Source organism: Paenibacillus humicola, from assembly GCF_028826105.1.
Taxonomy (GTDB): domain Bacteria; phylum Bacillota; class Bacilli; order Paenibacillales; family Paenibacillaceae; genus Paenibacillus_Z; species Paenibacillus_Z humicola.
The window spans coordinates 4,291,618-4,310,798 of record NZ_JAQGPL010000001.1 but is presented as its reverse complement, the minus strand read 5'-3'; the positions used below and the strand labels follow the sequence as shown (position 1 = coordinate 4,310,798).

At 57.7% G+C, this 19,181-nt stretch carries 20 protein-coding genes; 14 read left to right on the top strand and 6 right to left on the bottom strand.

Annotated elements, in window-relative coordinates; all coding sequences use genetic code 11:
- Positions 1-14 precede the first annotated feature (14 nt).
- The 8 genes from PD282_RS19785 (at position 15) to PD282_RS19750 (ending at position 9,119) form a co-directional block, all read left to right on the top strand.
- Positions 15-734, top strand: coding sequence for a ThuA domain-containing protein (locus PD282_RS19785; protein WP_274652482.1), 720 nt, complete (start codon positions 15-17; stop codon positions 732-734).
- 36 nt (positions 735-770) lie between these two features.
- Entirely contained in the window at positions 771-2,426 is a 1,656-nt protein-coding gene (locus tag PD282_RS19780; RefSeq protein WP_274652480.1) for a putative polysaccharide biosynthesis protein, read from the top strand.
- A gap of 78 nt (positions 2,427-2,504) precedes the next feature.
- Positions 2,505-4,106, top strand: a complete 1,602-nt coding sequence (locus PD282_RS19775) for a copper amine oxidase N-terminal domain-containing protein (RefSeq protein WP_274652478.1) — start codon at positions 2,505-2,507, stop codon at positions 4,104-4,106.
- Positions 4,107-4,154: 48 nt separating this feature from the next.
- Positions 4,155-4,502 carry a thioredoxin family protein gene (locus PD282_RS19770; protein ID WP_274652476.1) on the top strand — a complete coding sequence of 116 codons (348 nt, stop codon included), beginning with the start codon at positions 4,155-4,157 and terminating at the stop codon, positions 4,500-4,502.
- Positions 4,503-4,894: 392 nt separating this feature from the next.
- A complete protein-coding gene (locus PD282_RS19765; RefSeq protein ID WP_338045205.1) occupies positions 4,895-5,830 on the top strand; it encodes a COX15/CtaA family protein in 936 nt (311 codons plus the stop codon).
- The gene (locus tag PD282_RS19760; RefSeq protein ID WP_274652474.1) at positions 5,827-7,593 is read left to right on the top strand and encodes a UbiD family decarboxylase; all 1,767 of its coding nucleotides are present in this window, start codon (positions 5,827-5,829) and stop codon (positions 7,591-7,593) included. The genes PD282_RS19765 and PD282_RS19760 overlap by 4 nt, the downstream gene beginning before the upstream one ends.
- 12 nt (positions 7,594-7,605) lie before the next feature.
- Positions 7,606-8,319, top strand: coding sequence for a Cthe_2314 family HEPN domain-containing protein (locus tag PD282_RS19755; RefSeq protein ID WP_274652473.1), 714 nt, complete (start codon positions 7,606-7,608; stop codon positions 8,317-8,319).
- A 29-nt stretch (positions 8,320-8,348) separates the two neighbouring features.
- A complete protein-coding gene (locus PD282_RS19750) occupies positions 8,349-9,119 on the top strand; it encodes an SDR family oxidoreductase (protein WP_274655335.1) in 771 nt (256 codons plus the stop codon).
- A 72-nt stretch (positions 9,120-9,191) separates the two neighbouring features.
- Here the strand turns inward: PD282_RS19750 and PD282_RS19745 are convergent, their stop codons facing one another.
- A complete protein-coding gene (locus tag PD282_RS19745) occupies positions 9,192-9,437 on the bottom strand; it encodes a NifU family protein (RefSeq protein ID WP_274652471.1) in 246 nt (81 codons plus the stop codon).
- A gap of 86 nt (positions 9,438-9,523) precedes the next feature.
- Here PD282_RS19745 and PD282_RS19740 point away from each other — a divergent pair, with 86 nt between their 5' ends.
- Positions 9,524-9,793 (top strand): YuzB family protein, encoded by a 270-nt coding sequence (locus PD282_RS19740; protein ID WP_274655333.1) that lies wholly within the window; start codon positions 9,524-9,526, stop codon positions 9,791-9,793.
- Positions 9,794-9,823: 30 nt separating this feature from the next.
- Here PD282_RS19740 and PD282_RS19735 read toward each other — a convergent pair whose 3' ends face one another.
- Both PD282_RS19735 and mqnE read right to left on the bottom strand, forming a co-directional pair.
- The gene (locus PD282_RS19735) at positions 9,824-10,891 is read right to left on the bottom strand and encodes an NAD(P)/FAD-dependent oxidoreductase (RefSeq protein WP_274652469.1); all 1,068 of its coding nucleotides are present in this window, start codon (positions 10,889-10,891) and stop codon (positions 9,824-9,826) included.
- Positions 10,892-11,003: 112 nt separating this feature from the next.
- On the bottom strand, positions 11,004-12,107 hold the full coding sequence (mqnE, locus tag PD282_RS19730; protein WP_274652467.1) for an aminofutalosine synthase MqnE: 1,104 nt from the start codon (positions 12,105-12,107) through the stop codon (positions 11,004-11,006).
- Between the two features lie 284 nt (positions 12,108-12,391).
- On the opposite strand from mqnE, the gene PD282_RS19725 reads away from it, so the two are divergent.
- Positions 12,392-12,751: a HesB/IscA family protein gene (locus PD282_RS19725; protein WP_274652465.1), complete on the top strand. Its 360-nt coding sequence runs from the start codon at positions 12,392-12,394 to the stop codon at positions 12,749-12,751.
- Positions 12,752-12,853: 102 nt separating this feature from the next.
- Here the strand turns inward: PD282_RS19725 and PD282_RS19720 are convergent, their stop codons facing one another.
- Both PD282_RS19720 and PD282_RS19715 read right to left on the bottom strand, forming a co-directional pair.
- Positions 12,854-13,615 (bottom strand): SDR family NAD(P)-dependent oxidoreductase, encoded by a 762-nt coding sequence (locus tag PD282_RS19720; protein ID WP_274652464.1) that lies wholly within the window; start codon positions 13,613-13,615, stop codon positions 12,854-12,856.
- Between the two features lie 27 nt (positions 13,616-13,642).
- Complete coding sequence (locus tag PD282_RS19715; RefSeq protein WP_274652463.1) at positions 13,643-14,590, bottom strand: aldo/keto reductase; 948 nt, start codon at positions 14,588-14,590, stop codon at positions 13,643-13,645.
- 362 nt (positions 14,591-14,952) lie between these two features.
- On the opposite strand from PD282_RS19715, the gene PD282_RS19710 reads away from it, so the two are divergent.
- Together PD282_RS19710 and sda are read left to right on the top strand one after the other, a co-directional pair.
- A complete protein-coding gene (locus PD282_RS19710) occupies positions 14,953-15,627 on the top strand; it encodes a YheC/YheD family protein (protein WP_274652462.1) in 675 nt (224 codons plus the stop codon).
- A gap of 258 nt (positions 15,628-15,885) precedes the next feature.
- Complete coding sequence (sda, locus tag PD282_RS19705) at positions 15,886-16,029, top strand: sporulation histidine kinase inhibitor Sda (RefSeq protein ID WP_274652461.1); 144 nt, start codon at positions 15,886-15,888, stop codon at positions 16,027-16,029.
- A 377-nt stretch (positions 16,030-16,406) separates the two neighbouring features.
- Here the strand turns inward: sda and PD282_RS19700 are convergent, their stop codons facing one another.
- A complete protein-coding gene (locus tag PD282_RS19700; RefSeq protein ID WP_274652459.1) occupies positions 16,407-17,408 on the bottom strand; it encodes an NAD(P)/FAD-dependent oxidoreductase in 1,002 nt (333 codons plus the stop codon).
- Between the two features lie 301 nt (positions 17,409-17,709).
- Between PD282_RS19700 and PD282_RS19695 the strand changes: the two genes are divergently transcribed.
- Together PD282_RS19695 and PD282_RS19690 are read left to right on the top strand one after the other, a co-directional pair.
- Positions 17,710-18,903, top strand: coding sequence for an NAD(P)/FAD-dependent oxidoreductase (locus PD282_RS19695; protein ID WP_274652457.1), 1,194 nt, complete (start codon positions 17,710-17,712; stop codon positions 18,901-18,903).
- Complete coding sequence (locus tag PD282_RS19690) at positions 18,903-19,157, top strand: hypothetical protein (protein WP_274652456.1); 255 nt, start codon at positions 18,903-18,905, stop codon at positions 19,155-19,157. The genes PD282_RS19695 and PD282_RS19690 overlap by 1 nt, the downstream gene beginning before the upstream one ends.
- Positions 19,158-19,181 lie beyond the last annotated feature (24 nt).

Here is a 19,181-nt window from a genome sequence, read left to right as displayed (position 1 = left end):
AGGCTGAACCAAACATGATCAAAGTGACGGTATGGAACGAATTTTTGCACGAGAAGCAGCACGAGGAAGTACGCAAGGTGTATCCGGACGGCATCCATAAAGCGATTGCGGACGGCATCGGGACGGACGGCTTCCAGGTGAAGACGGCGACGCTGGATCAGCCGGAGCATGGCTTGACGGACGAGGTGCTGGCGGCGACGGACGTGCTGGTCTGGTGGGGACACATGGGTCACCATCTGGTCGACGACGCGATCGTCGAACGCGTACATGCGCGCGTAATGGAAGGGATGGGTCTGATCGTGCTCCATTCGGGCCATTTCTCGAAAATTTTCAAAAAGCTCATGGGCACCGGCTGCGACCTGAAATGGCGCGAGGCGAACGAGAAAGAGCGCATTTGGACCGTCAATCCGGCGCATCCGATCGCGTCCGGCCTGCCGGAATATTTCGAGCTGCCGCACGAGGAAATGTACGGAGAGCATTTCGACATTCCCGCGCCGGACGAGCTCGTGTTCATCAGCTGGTTCGAGGGCGGAGAAGTGTTCCGCTCGGGCTGCACGTTCCATCGCGGCCAGGGGAAAATCTTCTATTTCCGTCCGGGCCACGAGACGTTCCCGACCTATTACGACGAGAACGTTCGCAAGGTCATCCGCAACGGGGTTCGCTGGGCGGCGCCGTCGGGCGCGGCGAAGCCGGTGCGCGGCAACCATAAGCCGCTGGAGGAAATCCGGTCCTAATCCATGTTTTTTCACGTTGGGAGATTTTGAAAGGCTATGGTAAAAAAAGACTCCTTAATCAAAGGCACGCTTATTTTGGCGGCTGCGGCGCTGGTAGCCCGGTTTCTCGGGCTGTTCCAGCGCATTCCGCTCGATTATATGATGGGAAAAGCGGGCGGCTCCTATTACGGGGAAGCCAACAACATTTATTTGATGCTGCTGATCGTGGCGACGGGCGGTATTCCAAGCGCGATCAGCAAAATGATTTCGGAGCGGTATGCGACGAACCGCTTCGCCGAAGCCCGGCGCATATACCGGGCCGCGATCTGGTTCGGTATTCTGACGGGCGTCCTATCGGCTGTCCTGCTGTATGTGCTGGCTCCGTTTATCTCAACGCATATCTTCCTCGACAAGGATGCGAGCTCCTCGATCCGGGCAATCGCACCGGCGCTGCTGCTGTTTCCGCTTATTGCGATGATGCGGGGCTATTTCCAGGGGCGTCAAATGATGGCGGCAGGCGGCATGTCGCAAATCGTCGAGCAGATTCTGCGCGTGCTGACGGCGACCGGCCTGGCGCTCGTGGTCTTGTCGTGGGGCTGGGGCGACCGCTGGATCGCCGCCGCCGCCATGTTCGGCAGCGTGTTCGGCAGCGTGGGCGCTTTTGCGATTATGCTCATTAATGCAAGGAAGCTGCGCCGGTTGGATAAAGCCGAGGCGGCTTCCCGATATGCGGAGGACCGGAGCGATCCGGCTGCGGCAAAAGCGCCTTTCATGGCGATTTACAAAGATATTTTCAAAATTTCGGTTCCGATCGTCATCGCATCCATGACCGTGCAATTCATTTATAATTTCGATACGATGTTTTTCCATCGGTTAACCGATTCGTTTTACGGCGGCTTGGATCGCTCTCAAGCGATTCTGGACGCTTTCTCCATTAAAGCGCAGGCGATGTCCGGCATCCCGCCGATTCTGGCCATTGCGCTCAGCACGTCGATCATTCCGGTCATTTCGTCGGCCTATTCCGTCCGTAATATGAAGGAAGTGGAACGGCAGACGTCGCTCGTCATGCGCATCGTCGTCTTTACCGGCGTGCCGGTTGCGCTGATGATGACCGTCGCTTCGGTTTCGATCACCGGGTTCCTGTTCCCGAACACATACGGCAGCGGAGCGGTTGCCGCCCTGACGGCGGGAACGATATTCCAAATTACGATGATGACCAGCAGCTCGGTGCTGTTCGGGATGGGCAAGCCTCGCCGGCCGATGATGCATACGTTCGCCGGGATCGGCGTCAAGGTCATTGCCAGCCTGATCCTGTCGCCGCTGCTTGGAGTTTACGGCCTGATCCTGTCTTCGACGCTCTGTTTCCTGACGATCGCGACCTTGAATTTGCGGGCGATCCGGCAGGAGGTGCCGCTGTCGGTGCTGGGCTCCCGCTGGGGAGGCTATTTGGCGACGATCGCCGTTGCCTCCGCTGCCGGCTGGCTCGTCGATATGGGTTTCCGGTCGATGCTGGGCGGATTGCCGGCGAAGCTGATGTACCTGGTTTCGGCATCGGCGGCGGGGCTCGTATCCTTCGCGCTCTACATGCTGCTGCTGACGCTGCTGCGGGTCGTGACCGCCGAAGACGTACGCCAGTTTCCGGGTCCGCTGCGCAAGCTGATGAGCCCGATAATCCGCATAACGGCGCGGCATGCGGCCAATTCGAACGGCTGAAACTTTTCATTCCCAATATCCCTGTCCCATGGTAAAATAGGCATTAGTCTTTTTACCCATGGGAGGGGATTTTTTACTGTGTTGAGAGAATGGTCGAGGCGTTACAAAATGATTTTTGCGGCCATGCTTGCCGTCCTGCTGGTCGTGCTTGCCGGCTGTCAGGCGCTCGGCGGGGTCGATTTGAACCAAATGCTGAAGCAGAAGCTGAAGGTAACGTCGGCGGAAAGCAGCCAAACGCTGCAGTTCAAACTGCTCCTTGCCGATAATGCGCTCAGCGGCATGCCGCCCGAGGGGGCGGAAGCGCTGAAGCTGTTATCCGACGTGACGCTGCAGCTGGACGATCTGAAAATTGCCGATACCGGAAGCATGTCGGCAAGCGGCAAAGTGTTATTCGGCGGGAAGTCCGTCGGTTTCGGGGTGAAGGCCGACGGCGAGCTGCTGGAAATCGATCTCGAAGGCGCGCAAAAGCCGTTCGTGCTTCATTTGAACGATTTGGCGCAGCTCGAAGGCGTCGATCCGTCGATGCTGCCGGCTCAGAGCTCGGCAGATCGGGAGAGCATGATTAAGCTCGGCAAGCAAATCGTCGATATCGTCGGCGGCTATGCCATCGATAATCTGCCGAATCCGGACGGCCTCAAGGTCGAGCCGGGACAGGAAAGCGTACATGGCGAAACCGTATCGGGCGTGCACGTACAGGCACAGCTGACCGGCACGCAGCTGTGGACGTGGTTTAAAACCTACATCGACGCCCTGCTCAGTGATCAGGATGGGCTGGAAACGATGCTGTCGAGTCTGATCGATGCACTCGAAAGCCAGCAAGGCGGGCCGGCCGCCGCAGCCGGGCAAAGTATTTTCGGCTCGCTGCCGGCCGGCGACGAGAAGGCCGATGCGGTCAATAAGACGTCAGACAGCATAACCGGCGCGCTCTTGTCGCTGAAGAACGAGATGACGAAAGCCGAGACGGAGCAGAAGAACACGCTGAACGTTTTCGTCAACGACCAGTCTTATGTGAAAGCCGATCTGTTCGTCGACAGCGGCCTCGATGTCCGCCAAACGACGCTGGATGCCGTCTTCAAGCCCGACTTTACGAAGAGTAAAGACAAATCGATGGCGGATTCGCCTGTGCTCGGGTTTACGCTTCATTCGGAAGGCGAGATCTGGAACGTCAACGGCACGGTTCAGCCGGACGCCCCGTCCGATGCGGGCCCGGTGCTCGATCTGAAAGCTGCGGCCAATATGCAAGGTTATGAGCTGCTGCGCAATTTTAACGCGGATTCGGTCGTTTACGGGCTGCTTCGCAACCAATTCCATATCAGCCGGCAGCAGGTGCTGCTCGCTCCTTATTACAGCGACAACGCGCCGATCGTGACGCCGGCGGGCATTACGATCGTGCCTTTGCGCGAAACCGTCGAGCAGCTGGGTGCCGCTTTGACGAAGGACGCCGCTTCGGGTACGATAACGGTATACGACGACGCGACGGCGACGACGATTGCGGTCAAGGCCGGCAGCAGGACGGCTGTCGTGAACGGAACGGCCCGGAATTGGGCTTTCCCCGCCACGGTCATCCAGGGCGTCACTTATGTATCCGCCCGGGATTTGGCCCATGCGCTGGGAGCGACGCTCCGCTGGGAATCCTTCGGGCCGGACGACCGCATTCTCGTTATCGAGCGCGAGCCGTAAACCGCGCGGGCGACGTGCGGGTTACAATGAAAAGGGGTGCCGCGCAGAATGGAAATGATTCGTACGGAGAAAAGCTTTCGCGAAACGATCGCTTCCGGGCAGCTGACCGTTGCCGTATTTAAGACGACCTGGTGCCCGGACTGCCATTTTATCGAGCCGTTTATGCCGGAAATCGAGACCCGATACGCCGACAAAATCCGGTTCGTGCAAATCGACCGGGACGACCTGCCGGATTTGTGCGCGGAGCTGAACATTCTCGGTATCCCAAGCTTTATTGCATTCCGCGAGGGGCGCGAGATCGTCCGCTTCGTCAGCAAGCTGCGCAAGTCGCGCGAAGAGATCGAGCAGTTTTTGAACCGCGCGCTGGACGTTTCGCAGGCGCTGAAACAGGGCTAAAGCCGCAGCGCGGCTGGCCGCCCGGGTGCCGGGGCAAGGCTCTGTAGCGGCAAGTGCCCGGCGCTGGGGAGAAGGTCCTATACTGGCTACCGCCTGGTGTTGGGGTATTACCCTAGTAAAGGCCACCGCCGGTTCTGGGGTAAGCGTCCGCTGCCGCCGGCGGCCTTTACTTTCCGCAGACGTTTCGGGTTTTTCCCGGACGTTCTGCGGATTTTTTGTGATGCCTGGGGAAGGCTTAACGGGAATAGGGGGCGTCCGTTCACAATACCGACAAGGCGCCGCTGCGGCGGGCGGCTGTTCACATTTTCAACATGGCATTTGTCGATTTTGTTCGATATAATGGGAAAGCCAAGAGACGCTAAGCGCTCGGCATTTCTTTTGGAAGCAAGGTGATGGACATGAATGAGGGCCGGTATCGCGTGCTCGCCGTTGTGACATGCATCGGGATGCTGCTTGTGCTGCTTGCCGGCGCGCTCGTGACGAATACGGGGTCGGGGCGCGGCTGCGGCGACGATTGGCCGCTGTGCAACGGCAAATTCATTCCGGCATATACCGTGGAATCCTTAATCGAATATTCCCACCGGCTGATCAGCGGAGCGGTGGGCCTGCTCGTTCTGGCATCCTTTATCGCTACCCTGGTGCTCTACCGGAAGCATCGCGAGCCGGTGTTTTACGCTTCCGGCGCGGGCGTTTTTACGATCGTGCAGGCTGTGATGGGCGCGCTGGCGGTCGTCTGGCCGCAATCGTCGTCGGTGCTCGCGCTCCATTTCGGCTTCTCCATCCTGGCGTTCGCCTTTACGCTGCTGCTCGTCCTGTGGGCGTTGCGGCTGAAGAGGGGCGAAGCGTCGATGCGCATCGAACCGCGGCTGCCCCGCTCCATTTACGGACTTTCGCTGGCGGCGCTTGTGTTCAGCTATGTCGTGATCTATTTGGGCGCTTTCGTCCGGCATACGCAGTCCTACGGCGGCTGTCTGGGATGGCCTTTATGCAACGGCAAATGGATTCCCGCATGGGAGGGAGCCACCCGGATCGTTTTTACGCACCGTCTCGGGGCGGCGGCATTATTTCTGCTCATCCTGTGGCTGCTGATCGTTATTGTCCGCACCGACCGGGTCGACAGGGGAATCAGGCGGTCGGGAAAGGCGGCGTTTATCCTCGTCTGCTGTCAGGTGCTGAGCGGGGCGCTGCTGACGTATACGCTGACCGACACCGACTGGTTTATTTTCACCAGCATGCTTCATAACTTGATCGTGGCGGCAATGTTCGGCGTGCTGGCCGATCTGACGATCCGATCCTGGAAATGGTCCGAAAGGCGGGAAGGTTCATGAGTTTTGCCGATTTACGCGCTTGGATCGAAGCGCTGCGGCGCGAAGGCGATCTGGCCGTGATCGACGCGGAGGTCGATCCTTACCTCGAATTGGCCGAAATTCATCGGCGGGTCATCGACGAAGGCGGGCCGGCGCTGCTGTTCACGAACGTAAAAGGCAGTCCGTTTCCCGTCGTTACGAATTTGTTCGGGACGATCCGCCGGGTCGATCTGGCGTTCGGACCGCGGCCGGAAGCGTTCATGAAGCGGCTGATCGGGGCGCTCGACCGCATCCTGCCTCCAACGCCGCGGGCGCTGTGGGGAGAGCGTTCGCTGCTGTGGGATGCGCTGAAAGTAGGGCTAAAGCAAGTACCGGCGTCCTCGGCGCCGGTACTTGGTGTTTGCAGGCGGGAACAGCCGCTGAAGGGGCTGCCCGCGCTGACGAGCTGGCAGCTTGACGGCGGGCCGTTCATTACGCTGCCGCTTGTTTATACGGAGCATCCTATGCATCCGAAGGAGCATAACCTAGGCATGTACCGGATGCAGATTTTCGACGAATCGACGACCGGCATGCATTGGCAGATCCATAAAGGCGGCGGCTTCCATTATTTCGAAGCGGAGAAGCGGGGTGAGGCTCTGCCGGTTTCGGTGTTTCTCGGCGGACCGCCGGCGCTCGTCGCCTCGGCGATCGCGCCGGTTCCCGAGCATTTGCCCGAGCTGCTGCTCGCTTCGTTCATTCTCGGGGACAAGCTCCCGCTCGTGCAGGATCCGCACGGCCCGCACCGGATACCGGCTGGGGCCGAATTCGTCATCGGCGGCAGCGTACCGCCGCATGTCCGCCGGCCGGAAGGCCCATTTGGCGACCATTACGGCTATTACTCGTGGACGCACGATTTTCCGGTCTTTCAGGTCAGCCATCTGTGGCACCGCAAAGACGCGATTTATCCGGCGACGGTTGTCGGCAAGCCGCGCCAGGAAGACTATTATTTGGGGGACTTCCTGCAGCGTCTGCTGTCGCCCGCCTTCCCGAAGGTGATGCCGGGCGTCTCGGATTTGTGGACGTATGCCGAAACCGGCTTCCACGCGCTTGCCGCCGCCGTCGTTCGGGAAAGCTATTCCCGTGAGGCGATCGGCACCGCTTTCCGCATTTTGGGAGAAGGGCAGCTGACGCTGACCAAGTTCCTGATGCTGACGGACCGGCCGCTCGATCTGGCGGACTTCGGCGGTCTGCTCGAGACGGTGCTCGCCCGCTTCAAGCCGGAGACGGATCTGCTCGTCATCGACAAGACGTCGCACGATACGCTCGATTACACCGGCGGCCGGCTGAACCACGGCAGCAAGGCGGTTATGCTCGGCGTCGGCGAGCCGGTCCGCGAGCTGCCGGCCGTCTACGACGAAGGGCCGATCCCTGAAATTACCGCCGCCGAGGTGTACTGCCGCGGCTGCCTCGTCGTATCCGGCGCTTCGTATGCGGAGGAGCCGGAGCTGGCGGAGCGCCTGCTCGCCCGGCTCCGTCAACGGGAGACGCACTGGCCGCTTGTCGTTCTGGCCGACGACGCGGCGGTCGCCCGCGGGCAAACTTCTTTTCTGTGGACGGTATTCACCCGGTTCAACCCGGCCGACGATATATATGCAAAGACGCATTTGAGCCGTCATCATATCGGGTACGAGCTGCCGATCGTCATCGATGCGCGGATGAAGCCGGGCTACCCGGACGAGCTGATTCCGCAGGACGATATCGTCAAGCTCGTCGACCGCAGATGGAAGGCCTATTTTAACGTCTGAGGGGGTCTAGGAATGCTGCGCATGCTGTTTGGGGAACCGCCGGGGAAGCCGGAAGGCAAATGGGGCGAGACGGTGGAGAAGATGAAACAGTTTGCGGCAATGCTTCACGATCGGATCGTGCAGGGGGACGACAAGGACCATCGGCTGCGCAAAGCAGAGATCTATACCCTCGGCCTGATCGCGTCGCTGGATGAGCTGGAGCAGAGCCGTTACGCGGCGCAGAGGTTTGCCGGGCGGATCGCCTCCGCCACGATCGAGGAGATGACGCCGGAAGAGACGCTCGACTATAAACGATACGTGTATTTCGACAAAAACGCGTTTATCCGGTTGTTTGCCGTGCTCGACAAGCTCGGAACACTGCTGAACGTCTTTCTCGGGCTGGGCACCGAACGGATTAAAGTGCATTTTTCCTATTTCACGGTCATTCGCACGATGCGTCAGCGCGGCGCCCATCCCGAGCTGTCGAAAGCGTTGAACGAGTTGAAAGAAGGCTTCTCCGAGCCGATGGGCCGTCTGCGAAAACGGCGGAACACCGAAATCCATTATATGAATCCGGAGATGCAGGACGATCTGGCGCAGAACGATCAGGCTTACGGCGAACAGCATCGTCTCGAAAATTTGCAGGAGCTTCAGGATGACTTGTCGAAAGGGTTAGAGATGGTTCTCGATTCGCTGCGTATTTCGTTCGACTACACCGGCCGGCTGCTGAGGAAAAGGACGAAGTAGCATCAACTCTGAGGAGTGTGCCAATGGAGCTGAAAGGGAAAACCGCTTTAATCACCGGCAGCGCCAAGGGGCTCGGCAAAATGACCGCACTGGCGCTGGCGGGCATGGGGTGCGATATTATCCTCAACTATGTGAGGAGCGCGGACGAGGCGAGGCTGCTTGCGGCCCGGATCGAGCGGATGGGCGTGCGGGCGACGGCCTTCCAGGCCGATATCGCCGTGCGCGAAGACGTGGACCGGCTTGCCGCGGAAGCGCAGGCGTGGGCCGGAGACGGCGTCGTCGACATCCTGATCAACAACGCCGGCCCGTTCATCCGCGAACGGAGGCTGTTCGCCGAATATGCCGAAGAGGATTTGATCGGGCTGGTGAACGGCAACCTGCTCGGCGTTATGCTGCTTGACCATAAGCTGATTCAGGGGATGCGCCGGCGCCGCTGGGGACGGATCATTCATTTCGGCTTCGGCCATGCGGGCGAAGGCCGCGCCTGGCCGCACCGCGCCGTTTATGCGACGGCCAAAACCGGGCTCGTTTCCTTTACGAAAACGCTTGCCGTCGAGGAAGCGGGCAACGGCATCACGGTACATATGGTTTGTCCGGGCGATATTCGGGGCATGAATAAGGAGCGCACGATCGCCGAGGTGACGGGCGAACGCGATGCGGAAGCGCCGCGCGGCCGCCCGGGCAGCGGCGAAGATATCGCGCGGGTAATCGCATTTCTGTGCCTGCCGCAGTCGGATTATTTGACCGGCAATATCGTCGACGTCACGGGCGGCTTCGACCCGATCAAAACGACGATCTGACCGGAGAAACAGAAAAAGAGTCTTGCCGAATCCTTTCGGCAAGACTCTTATGGTAAGCCGGGAAAATCCGGCTTAGAACACTTGTACAACTTCTTCAATGCCTTCGACTTCTTCGAGCAGGGCGCGCTCGATCCCCGCTTTCAGCGTGATTGTCGAGCTCGGGCAGCTGCCGCATGCGCCCATCAGGCGCAGCTTCACGATGCCATCCTCCACGTCGACGAGTTCAACGTCGCCGCCGTCGCGCTGTAGAAACGGGCGAAGCTTATCCAGGACATCAAGTACTTCGTCGTACATCGTGCTTTGTGCATTCTCGCTCATTGCAATCCACTCCTTTCTATCCTATTATAGTACAAAGCGAAGCAATTGAAAATGGATATCATTACGATTAGGGAGAAATGACCATGCTGAAACCGATCATTGAATTTTGCGCCAGCAATATGCACCACGGCACCGATCGCGTCATGAAGCGGCTTGAGCAGGATCCCGAGCTCGAAGTGATCGAATACGGCTGTTTGGGCAACTGCGGCGAATGTTATTTGTTCCCGTTCGGAATGGTGGGCGGCGAAATCGTTGCCGCTCCGACGGCCGACGAGCTGTACGACCGCATTATGGAAGCGGTCGAGGAACAGCAGGAGGAACGCGAAGCGCTCGACCGTCTTATTGATGACATGTAGACGTTAGAGCGGCTTCTCCGGGTTCCGTCATCAGCCGGAATGACGCTTCGATCTCCAAAGCACGCCGCTTTTCAAAATACGCGGCACGCGTCCCATAATCGGGGTGCGTCCCATCAAACCGAAGCCGGCTTTTTTGCCGAGCGAACCGAGAACGCCCTTGAGCTTGATTTTCGGCAGATGGGGCGTTTCGTTATGCCAAATGGAATGCATGACATGCGCGACCTGCTTGCCCTGCGCCTCCGCGGCCTGCGCGCTCGGCGAGAACGACATGGATGCGCAGTCTCCGACGACAAACACTTCGGTATGATTCGGCAGCTGGTGAAACTCGTTAATGATCAGCCGCCCTTGATGATCCTTGGGCAATTTCATCCGCTGCACGATGCCGACGGGCTGAATGCCCGCCGTCCAGACGGTGACATCGGTCCGGATCGGAATGGGATTGTTCGTGTCGTGGAGCAAGCCTTCCTCAAGCTTGTGAAGGGCGACGCGCCCGCGCATTTCAACCTCGTGCTCGTTAAACCATGACGAGACGTAATGCTGCAGCCTTCCCGGGAACGCCGACAAAATGCTCGGACCGCGGTCGAGAATGCGGAGGTTCAGGTCGGGACGCGCTTCGCGCAGCTCGGCCGCCACTTCGACGCCGCTCAGGCCTCCGCCGACGATCGTCACTTGACCGTACGGCTTGACATCCCCCAATGCCTGATACGCTTTCCGCGACGACGAGAAGGTCTGGATGCTGTGGGAATACAGCTCGGCCCCCTCGATGCCGTGATAGTTGTCCGTACAGCCGAGCGCGATGACGAGCCAATCGTAATCGAGCGGCTCTTGTCCGGCCATAATCACCTGCTTGCCGTGCAGATCGATATCCGTAACCTCGCCATAGGTCACAATCAGACGAGGGTCCGACGGAAAGCTGACGCGCAGGTCGATATCGGCCGACGTCCCCGCCACGAGCGAATAATATTCCGTTTTCAGCCCCTGAAAGGGCATGCGGTCGATCAAAACGACGACGACATCTTCCGGCAGATGGTTTTCCAGCAGTTCGTTTGCAACGGTTAATCCGCCGTATCCGCCGCCTAGAATAACAAATCGTTTCATGGGATATCCCAACCTTTGCGCAAAATAACGTTGTGAAGGTTGCTTAACCGGTAGTATGCTCGAATCCTCATAGGTGCATCACCGGCGCAAGCAGCTTAATAATGGCACTTCCTTACTCGTATACGCGGATTTCGTTGTAGAACGTATCGCGTTCGACGGGAATGCGACCGGCGCCTTTGACCAGCCAGATCAAATCTTCCCGCGTAATGCCCTCCGGCGTCAACGCGCCGGCCGCGTGGCTGATCCGCTCCTTCACGATCGTACCGTGGACGTCGGACGCCCCCATCGTGAGCGCAACCTGCGTAAGCTGAGTGCCGATGTTGATGAAATACGCCTTGATATGCCGGAAATTATCCAGCATAAGACGGCTGATGGCGATGGTCTTCAGATCCTCGAACGCGGAATTGCGCCTGCGGATGCCGGCATTCGGGCTGATCGGCTGCATGGACAGCGGAATGAACACCGCGAATCCGTTCGTCTCGTCCTGCAGCTCACGCAGCTGCACCAGATGGTGAATGCGGTCCTCGTGCTTCTCGACCGAGCCGTACAGCATCGTCGTCGGTGTCCGCAAGCCGAGCTTGTGAGCCGTGCGATGTACCTCCAAATATTGCGAGACGTTCGCTTTATCGACCTTCATCTTCTTGCGGTAATCATCGGACAAAATTTCCGCGCCGCCGCCCGTCAAGCTTTCCAGGCCGGCCTCGATCAGCCGCTCGAGCACCTCGCGATAGCTGAGCCCGCTGATGCGCGAGAAAAAGTCGATCTCCGCCGCCGTATAAGCTTTCAGCGTTACGTTCGGGAAACGCTCATGAAGCGCTTGGAGCGAATCGACGTAATATTGGAACGCTACATGCGGGTTATGGCCGCCTACAATGTGAAATTCGCGCACGCCGGGGGTTATGTGCCGCTCGACGTAATCGATCATCTCCGGGCCGGTCAGCGTATAAGCGCCTTCTTCGCCCTGGTCTTTCCGAAAATTGCAAAACGCGCAGTGAGCCTCGCATATATTCGTGAAATAAAGGCTCATCGTTTCGGTAAAATATACCTTACGCCCGTTTTTGCGAAGATTGACCTCATTCGCAAGCTGCCCGATCGTCAGCAGGTCGTCCGATTGATATAAAAAGACGCCGTCCTCGCGGGACAGCCGCCCGCCCGAGCGCACTTTCTCCGCGATCTGCTGCATTTGTTTCTCTTCCGTCTGGATGGCGATATTCATGACGGCTTTCCTCCTCATCGGTGCCGGGCGCGTCAGTCGGTCCGGTTTCACCCTAACTTTGTGAAAAAAGTAACTTGTGCTGCCTGCTTTGTCACCGTTCACGAACAAGAACTGAACTTATTATAAACCTCCCCGGCCGCAAGGGGCAATACAAAAGTCAAAACCCCTGCCCGGAAGGGAGGCGGAGGCCGGTCATCTATTGAGTACGGGCGGGAAGTGGAGTATACTTTACTATATAAAGTGGCATGACCGTTTGACTTATCCGATTTCAAGGAGGGACCGACATGATTACCATCAGCGAAACGGCGAATGAAAAAATAAAAGCCATGCTCGCGGAGGAAGAAACGCCCGACCTGTTCCTGCGCATCGGCGTCAAAGAAGGGGGCTGCAGCGGCTTTTCCTACGGAATGGGCTTTGACGACGAGAAGCATTCGGGAGACGAGGAATTGATGTTCGACGGCCTTAAGGTTGTCGTCGACGGGGACAGCATGAAATATTTGAACGGCCTCGAAATCGACTTCAAAGAATCCGCGATGGGCGGAGGCTTTACGATTCAAAACCCGAACGCGGTCGCGACCTGCGGCTGCGGACAGTCGTTCCGCACGGCGACCGAAGCGGGTAAGCCGAATCCGGAGCAGTGCTGATCGTGGAATGGCAATAAAGCGGGCCGCATACAGATGCGGCCCGCTTTTGTTCTTGATTGCAGCTTATGCTTTGATAAGCGCTTCAAACGCTTTTACCCATTCTTAGATGGTAGGCATCACGTTGCCGCCGCAAACCGGAATAAAGGCGCCGGTTATAAAGCTGGCCAGATCGGAAGCGAGGAACGCGACAACGTTCGCAATTTCCTGATCTGTACCTCGGCGCGCCAGCGGCACGCTCTTCTGATACCCTTCGTTATACTCGCTGTGCGCCAGCCGGTCGCGCTCGCTGATCATCCATCCGGGTGCGACCTGGTTCACGGTGATCTGATGTTCGCCGATTTCCTTCGCAAGCACGCGATACACGCCGTCCATCCCTCGCTTGCCGGCGACATAAGCGGATTGAGTCGGCGCATTCTGCATCGCGCATTCTGTGTTGATGGCGATGACGCGGCCGCCGCGGCGCTCGATCATGGCCGGCACGAATGCTTTGGACAGATGAACCGCCTGCAGAACGCACGATTCGAACTGGCTGACGTAATCCTCGGACGACTGCTCCAGCACGGACGTCCATTTGTACTGGCTGACCGCGTTAGCGACGACGATATCAATCGGGCCTAAAGCGGTGACGGCGGCTTCCTTCATGCGCAGCACCGAATCCAGCTCGCCTACGTTCGCCTGAACCGTAACGGCTTTGACGCCGAGCGCTTCGATTTCGGCGCGAAGCTCCAGCGCTTTTGCTTCATTATGAAAATAGTTGATCGCAATGTTGGCGCCGCATGACGCGAGCGTACGCGCCATGACGCGGCCGAGTTCTCCCGTCGCGCCGGTGATCAGCGCGTTTCTGCCGTGTAAATCAATATTCATATCGTACTCCTTCCCGCAATCCCGTACTTATTCCGAGACGGCAATTTCGCGGATTTCCGCCAGCGTCGCCTCGTCGAGCGTCACGTCGACAGCAGGGAGCACGCCGGTAATGTGGCTCGGCTTGCGAACGCCCACAATTGCGCTCGTAATCGCCGGGTGCGCCAAATCGTAGGCGACGGCAAGCTGCGGCAGCGTAATGTCGAACCGCGCGGCGATTTTTTTCAGCTTCTCCGCACGGTCGACGTTCTTGCGAAGTCCTTCGCCGGTGTGAGCGGCGTTCCGCGAGCGCCAGTCGCCCTCGGAAAACGTCGTGTCGTAGGTGTAGTTGCCGGACAGCAGGCCCGAAGTGAGCGGGCTGTAGGCGACGACGCCGATCCCGTTATCGAGACAGAACGGCAAAATTTCTTTTTCAACGGCCGGTCGAAGAATGGAATACGGCGGCTGCAGCGAATCGACGTGACGCACGGAAAGCGACTTGGTCAGCAGCTCGACGTTGTAGTTGCTGACGCCCACGTACCGGATTTTGCCGTCCTGAACCAGCTTGTCCATCGCACGCATCGTTTCTTCGGCCGGCACCTCCGCGTCGGGCCAGTGCATTTGATACAAATCGATATAATCGGTACCGAGCCGGCGCAGCGAAGCTTCCGCCTCGCGCAAAATCGAGTCGTAGGCGCCGCTGCGGCTCACATTGCCCGCCTCGTCCCAAACCAGACCGCATTTGGTGGCGACGACCACCTTGTCGCGGTCGCCCTTCAGCGCGCGTCCGAGCACTTCCTCCGAATGTCCGAGCCCGTATACCGCCGCCGTATCGAAAAAGGTGACGCCGGCATCAAGCGCGACGCGAACGCTTTCAATGGAAAGCGAATCGTCCTGCTCGCCCCAGGCGCTTGCCCATCCGCCGCCTCCGATTGCCCATGTGCCGAATCCGATAACCGAAATTTCAGGACCGTTTTTTCCCAGCTTGCGCGTTTTCATATTGATTTAATCAGCTCCTGACTTATTTATCGTCGTCCTCATTATAATGGAACGCCGCCGCCGGCGGAAAGAGCTGAAAATAGGGATACCTACTTACTTGGAGTTTACCCGATTGAGCACCGGAAAACGGCTGCATTCAAGCTCCCGTCGCCATTTCTGCCAGTACATCCCTGACCAAGAGCCCGGATGACCGCGGCCAGTACGAAAGCGGATGCTTTCGGCGCCGGCTTAAACGCACCGGTATCCTCATTCTATTAATCTTTTACGAAATCAGGCGGGTAGACGAGGTCATTCATCCAAGAGACAACTGTCTTTCCGGCATATCGTAGATAGTAGGTTGATATGAAAGGGGCAATGAACCGATGGGTGAGGGACAGGGAAGGCAATTGGCAAGCAAATGGGCCAAGACGGAGGCGCTGCTGTCGCATTCGCAAATCGCGCCGCATATTCCGCCGACCCGGATGATGACGCCGGACAATTTGCGGAGCATGCTCCACCGGCACGGGATGGTGGTCGTTAAACCGGTTCGCGGCACGGGAGGAGTCGGCGTCATCAAAGTATCGCGGGACGGTGCCGGCTACAAGCAGACGTATTATTCGAAAACGCGCCGTTTTTCGAGCTTCTCCGGGCTGCTCGGTTCGATCAACGCCATTCGCGGCAAGCGCAAATATTTGATTCAAAAAGGAATCCGTCTCGCGACGATTGGCGGCCGGCCGATCGATTACCGGCTGAAATACGTGAAGCAGCCCGACGGCAGGTGGGCGATTACCGCGCTCGTCGGACGCTTGGCGCGCAAAGGGCTGTTCGTCACCAACTTGTGCAGGGGCGGCTCACTGCTCTCCGGCTCGGAAGGTATTCGCCGCTCGTTCTCAGCCGGCGCGGTGACAGGGAAAAAACGGCAAATGCGCAACCTGGCGAGAATATCGACAAGTGTGCTGGAAAGCCGGTTTCCCGGAATCGGCCAGCTCGGATTCGATTTCGGCATCGACAAAAGCGGGAAAATTTGGATTTTTGAAGTGAACACCCGGCCTCATTAAAGCAATCGGAAAAGAGGCTCATATAATTGGTTGATAGGATGCTAGATTATTATTAAAGTTTTTTATTGCATGAACGGGTTCACAAGCTGTGTATAAGCGTATCCACAATATCCTCATTGATATTCCTGTTTTTTCGACCTTTACCCACAACTTGCTCACACCCTGTCCACATCCGGCTGTGGATAAGCGGAACGCTTGTTCTGCTCCTTGGGGGCATGCTAAGATGGACAAGGAAGAAACAGGAAGGGAGAGAGGACCATGGAGCTGCTGTCTGACGAACTGCTCGTGGACGCATATCATTCGGCCATCCAATACAATTTGGACGCCGACTTCATTAAATTGCTGGCGGCGGAAATGATACGCAGGCAGATCAATCCCGACACGTACCGGAACACCGCTTAGATAAAACTTTGCGCTGCCGATGCGCGTTTCCCGTTAACCGCCTCCTGGACCGGCTGATCCCATTCCGCTATGGAAACTTCGGACAAATTCCCGCAATTCGGACAATATAAAACATGCATGCAGCATTCGGACGCCTTTTCCGTTTCATCCGTCAATGCGTTCGTTTCTTCGTACGGCTGATAGGGAGCGTAGGGACCGAAATAGTCGACCGTGCGCCCGCAATCCGCGGCCGGCCCTGCACATACCTGACAATCGGCGGTGAGCTGCCTGAGCCCGTTACAAATGGGACATAACATAGAAGGGTATCCTCCTTTGCATGATTTCGGACGCTGTACGTCCGATCCGGCAAAGCTTAGGATACCCTCATTTGTTTGAAATTACAGTTTCATGCTGCTGCTGTGGCCGGGTGACAGCTTCGCGCCGGGATCCACATACACCTTGGCATTGTTTACGGCAGTAGGCGCTTCGCCGAAACCGACGGCAATCAGCTTCAGCTTTCCCGGATACGTCGTGATGTCGCCCGCCGCGAATATGCCGGGCACGCTCGTTTCCATGCGGGAATCGACGACGATCGACCCGCCGTCGATCTCGAGCCCCCATTCGGCAATCGGCCCGAGCGACGAGACGAAGCCGAAGTTGACGATGACCGTATCGACGGGAATTGTCTTTGTTTCGTTCGACTTCACTTCCTGCAGGGTGACCTGTTCGATCCGGTCCGAGCCGTGCAGCCCGGTAATTTCGTACGGCGTCAGGACGTCGACGCGCGAGCGGATCAGGTTCTCCACGCTGTGCTCGTGCGCGCGGAATTTGTCCCGGCGGTGGATAAGCGTTACGCTCGCCGCGATCGGCTCCAGCATCAGCGCCCAGTCGACCGCGGAATCGCCGCCTCCGCTGATCAGCACGCGCTGGCCTTTGAACTGATTCAGGTCGCTGACGAAATAATGCAAATTCCGGTTCTCGAACCGGGGAGCCTCCGGCAGCTCCAGACGCCGCGGTTCGAAGGCGCCGACACCTGCGGTCACGATGACCGCTTTGGCGAAATGGACCGTTTTGTCCGTCACGATTTCAAACAGGCGCTCGTCACGCTTGACGACGTCCTTCACTTTCTCCTCCAGGCAAATCTCGGCCTTGAAATGGTCCATCTGCTTTTTCAGCTGATCAACGAGCTCCTGGGCGGTTATCTTCGGAAATCCGGCCACGTCGTAAATATATTTCTCCGGGTAAAGCGCGGCGAGCTGTCCGCCGAGCTGGGGCATGCTTTCGATTAATTTTACCGTAGCCTGGCGCATCCCGCCGTAAAAAGCGGCGAACATGCCGGCCGGGCCACCGCCTATGATCGCAATGTCGACGACGGCTGAAGAATCGGGTTGTTGCAGCACGGTTGGCACCTCCAAAAAGTGGCATTATCATTTGTTCATTATATCGTTTCGACAAGCTATAATGAAACAAGAACTTTGTATGTTGTTCTAAAGAATTTCGTATATTTTACCCTTGAACTTTTAATGAAAAGTTTGTAATATGTGAGGTATTAAGTGAACGAATTTGTCGAATTCGTGTCGGTTAGGCATGCATAGATAACCGGCTTTTTTCACAAATTACAGAGATAGCCTTTAACGCTTTGTGTAGGATTGTGTATTTTTTCACAAAGCGAAAAGAAACAGGAATGGATGGGATTCTGCGATGAGCAACATACCGAAAATCGTCATATTGGGAGCCGGCTACGGCGGCATCCTTACGGCGCTGCGCCTGCAAAAGGAGCTGAACTACAACGAAGCCGACGTCACGCTTGTCAACAAGCATGACTACCATTACATTACGACGCATTTGCATATGCCTGCCGCCGGAACGGACAAGGCGGAGAACGCCCGCGTCAGCATCTCCAAATTAATCGATGAATTCAAGATCGATTTCGTCAAATCGACCGTCGTGCAAATCCGCACGCAGGACAAAAAAGTCATACTCGAAGACGGCACCCTTTCCTACGATTTTCTGGTTATCGGCGTCGGCGGCGAGCCCGAGACGTTCGGCATTCCGGGAATGAACGAATATGCCATGAACATCCGCAGCATCAACTCCGTCCGCCTGATCCGCGAGCATATCGAATATCAATTCGCCCGCTATAAGCGCGAGCCGCACCGCACCGATTACCTCTCGTTCGTTGTCGGCGGCGCAGGCTTCACGGGCATCGAATTCGTCGGCGAGCTGGCCGACCGCGTTCCCGAGCTGTGCCGGCAGTTCGACGTCGATCCGCAGCTGGTCAAAATCTATACGATTGAAGCGGCGCCGACGGCGCTCCCGGGCTTTGATCCCGAGCTTGTGGAATACGCGATGCAGGTGCTCGCGAAGAAAGGCGTTACTTTCCGCATCGGCACGCCGATCAAGGAATGCACGCCGGACGGCGTCATCGTCGGCGACGGCGAAGAAATCCGTGCGGCCACGGTTGTTTGGGCGGCCGGCGTCCGCGGCAGCAGGCTCATCGAAGAAGCGGGCTTTGAGACGATGCGCGGACGGGTCAAGGTCGACGAATTTCTGCGTGCGCCGGGCCATGAGAACATCTATATCGTCGGGGACAACTCGCTCATGTTTAATCCCGAGGGCCGGCCGTACCCGCCGACGGCTCAGATTGCCATGCAGCAGGGCGTCACGTGCGCGCACAATCTGGTCGCCTCGATCCGCAACCAGCCGCTGAAGAAATTCGAGTTCAAGAACAAAGGCACGGTTGCCTCGCTCGGCAAAGGTGAAGCGATCGGCATCGCTTTCGGCAAAAAATATAAAGGCGGATTTGCCGCGATGATCAAAAAAGCGATTGACATCCGTTACTTGTACATTATTGGCGGTATTCCGCTTGTTATACGTAAAGGAAAGTTTCTCTGATGCGCCACTGCAGCGTGCAGGTTCGCGGGCTGCTGACGCGCGAGGAGCTGGACAGATACAATGCGCTGATGGAGGTCGGGTCCTTCCTGGAATCGCAGGGACGGCACGATCTCGCTTATACGGTGCAGAAGGAAGTCGACATTCTGATTCTGCCGGCGATCGAGCGGTTGAAGGAGAAAAGCCGCGAACGCGACCGCCAGACGGAAGCGTACCTGGAAGCCAAGCGGCTGATGGAAGAGGACGACGAGGATTAACGGAACATAAAAAAACGGATGAAG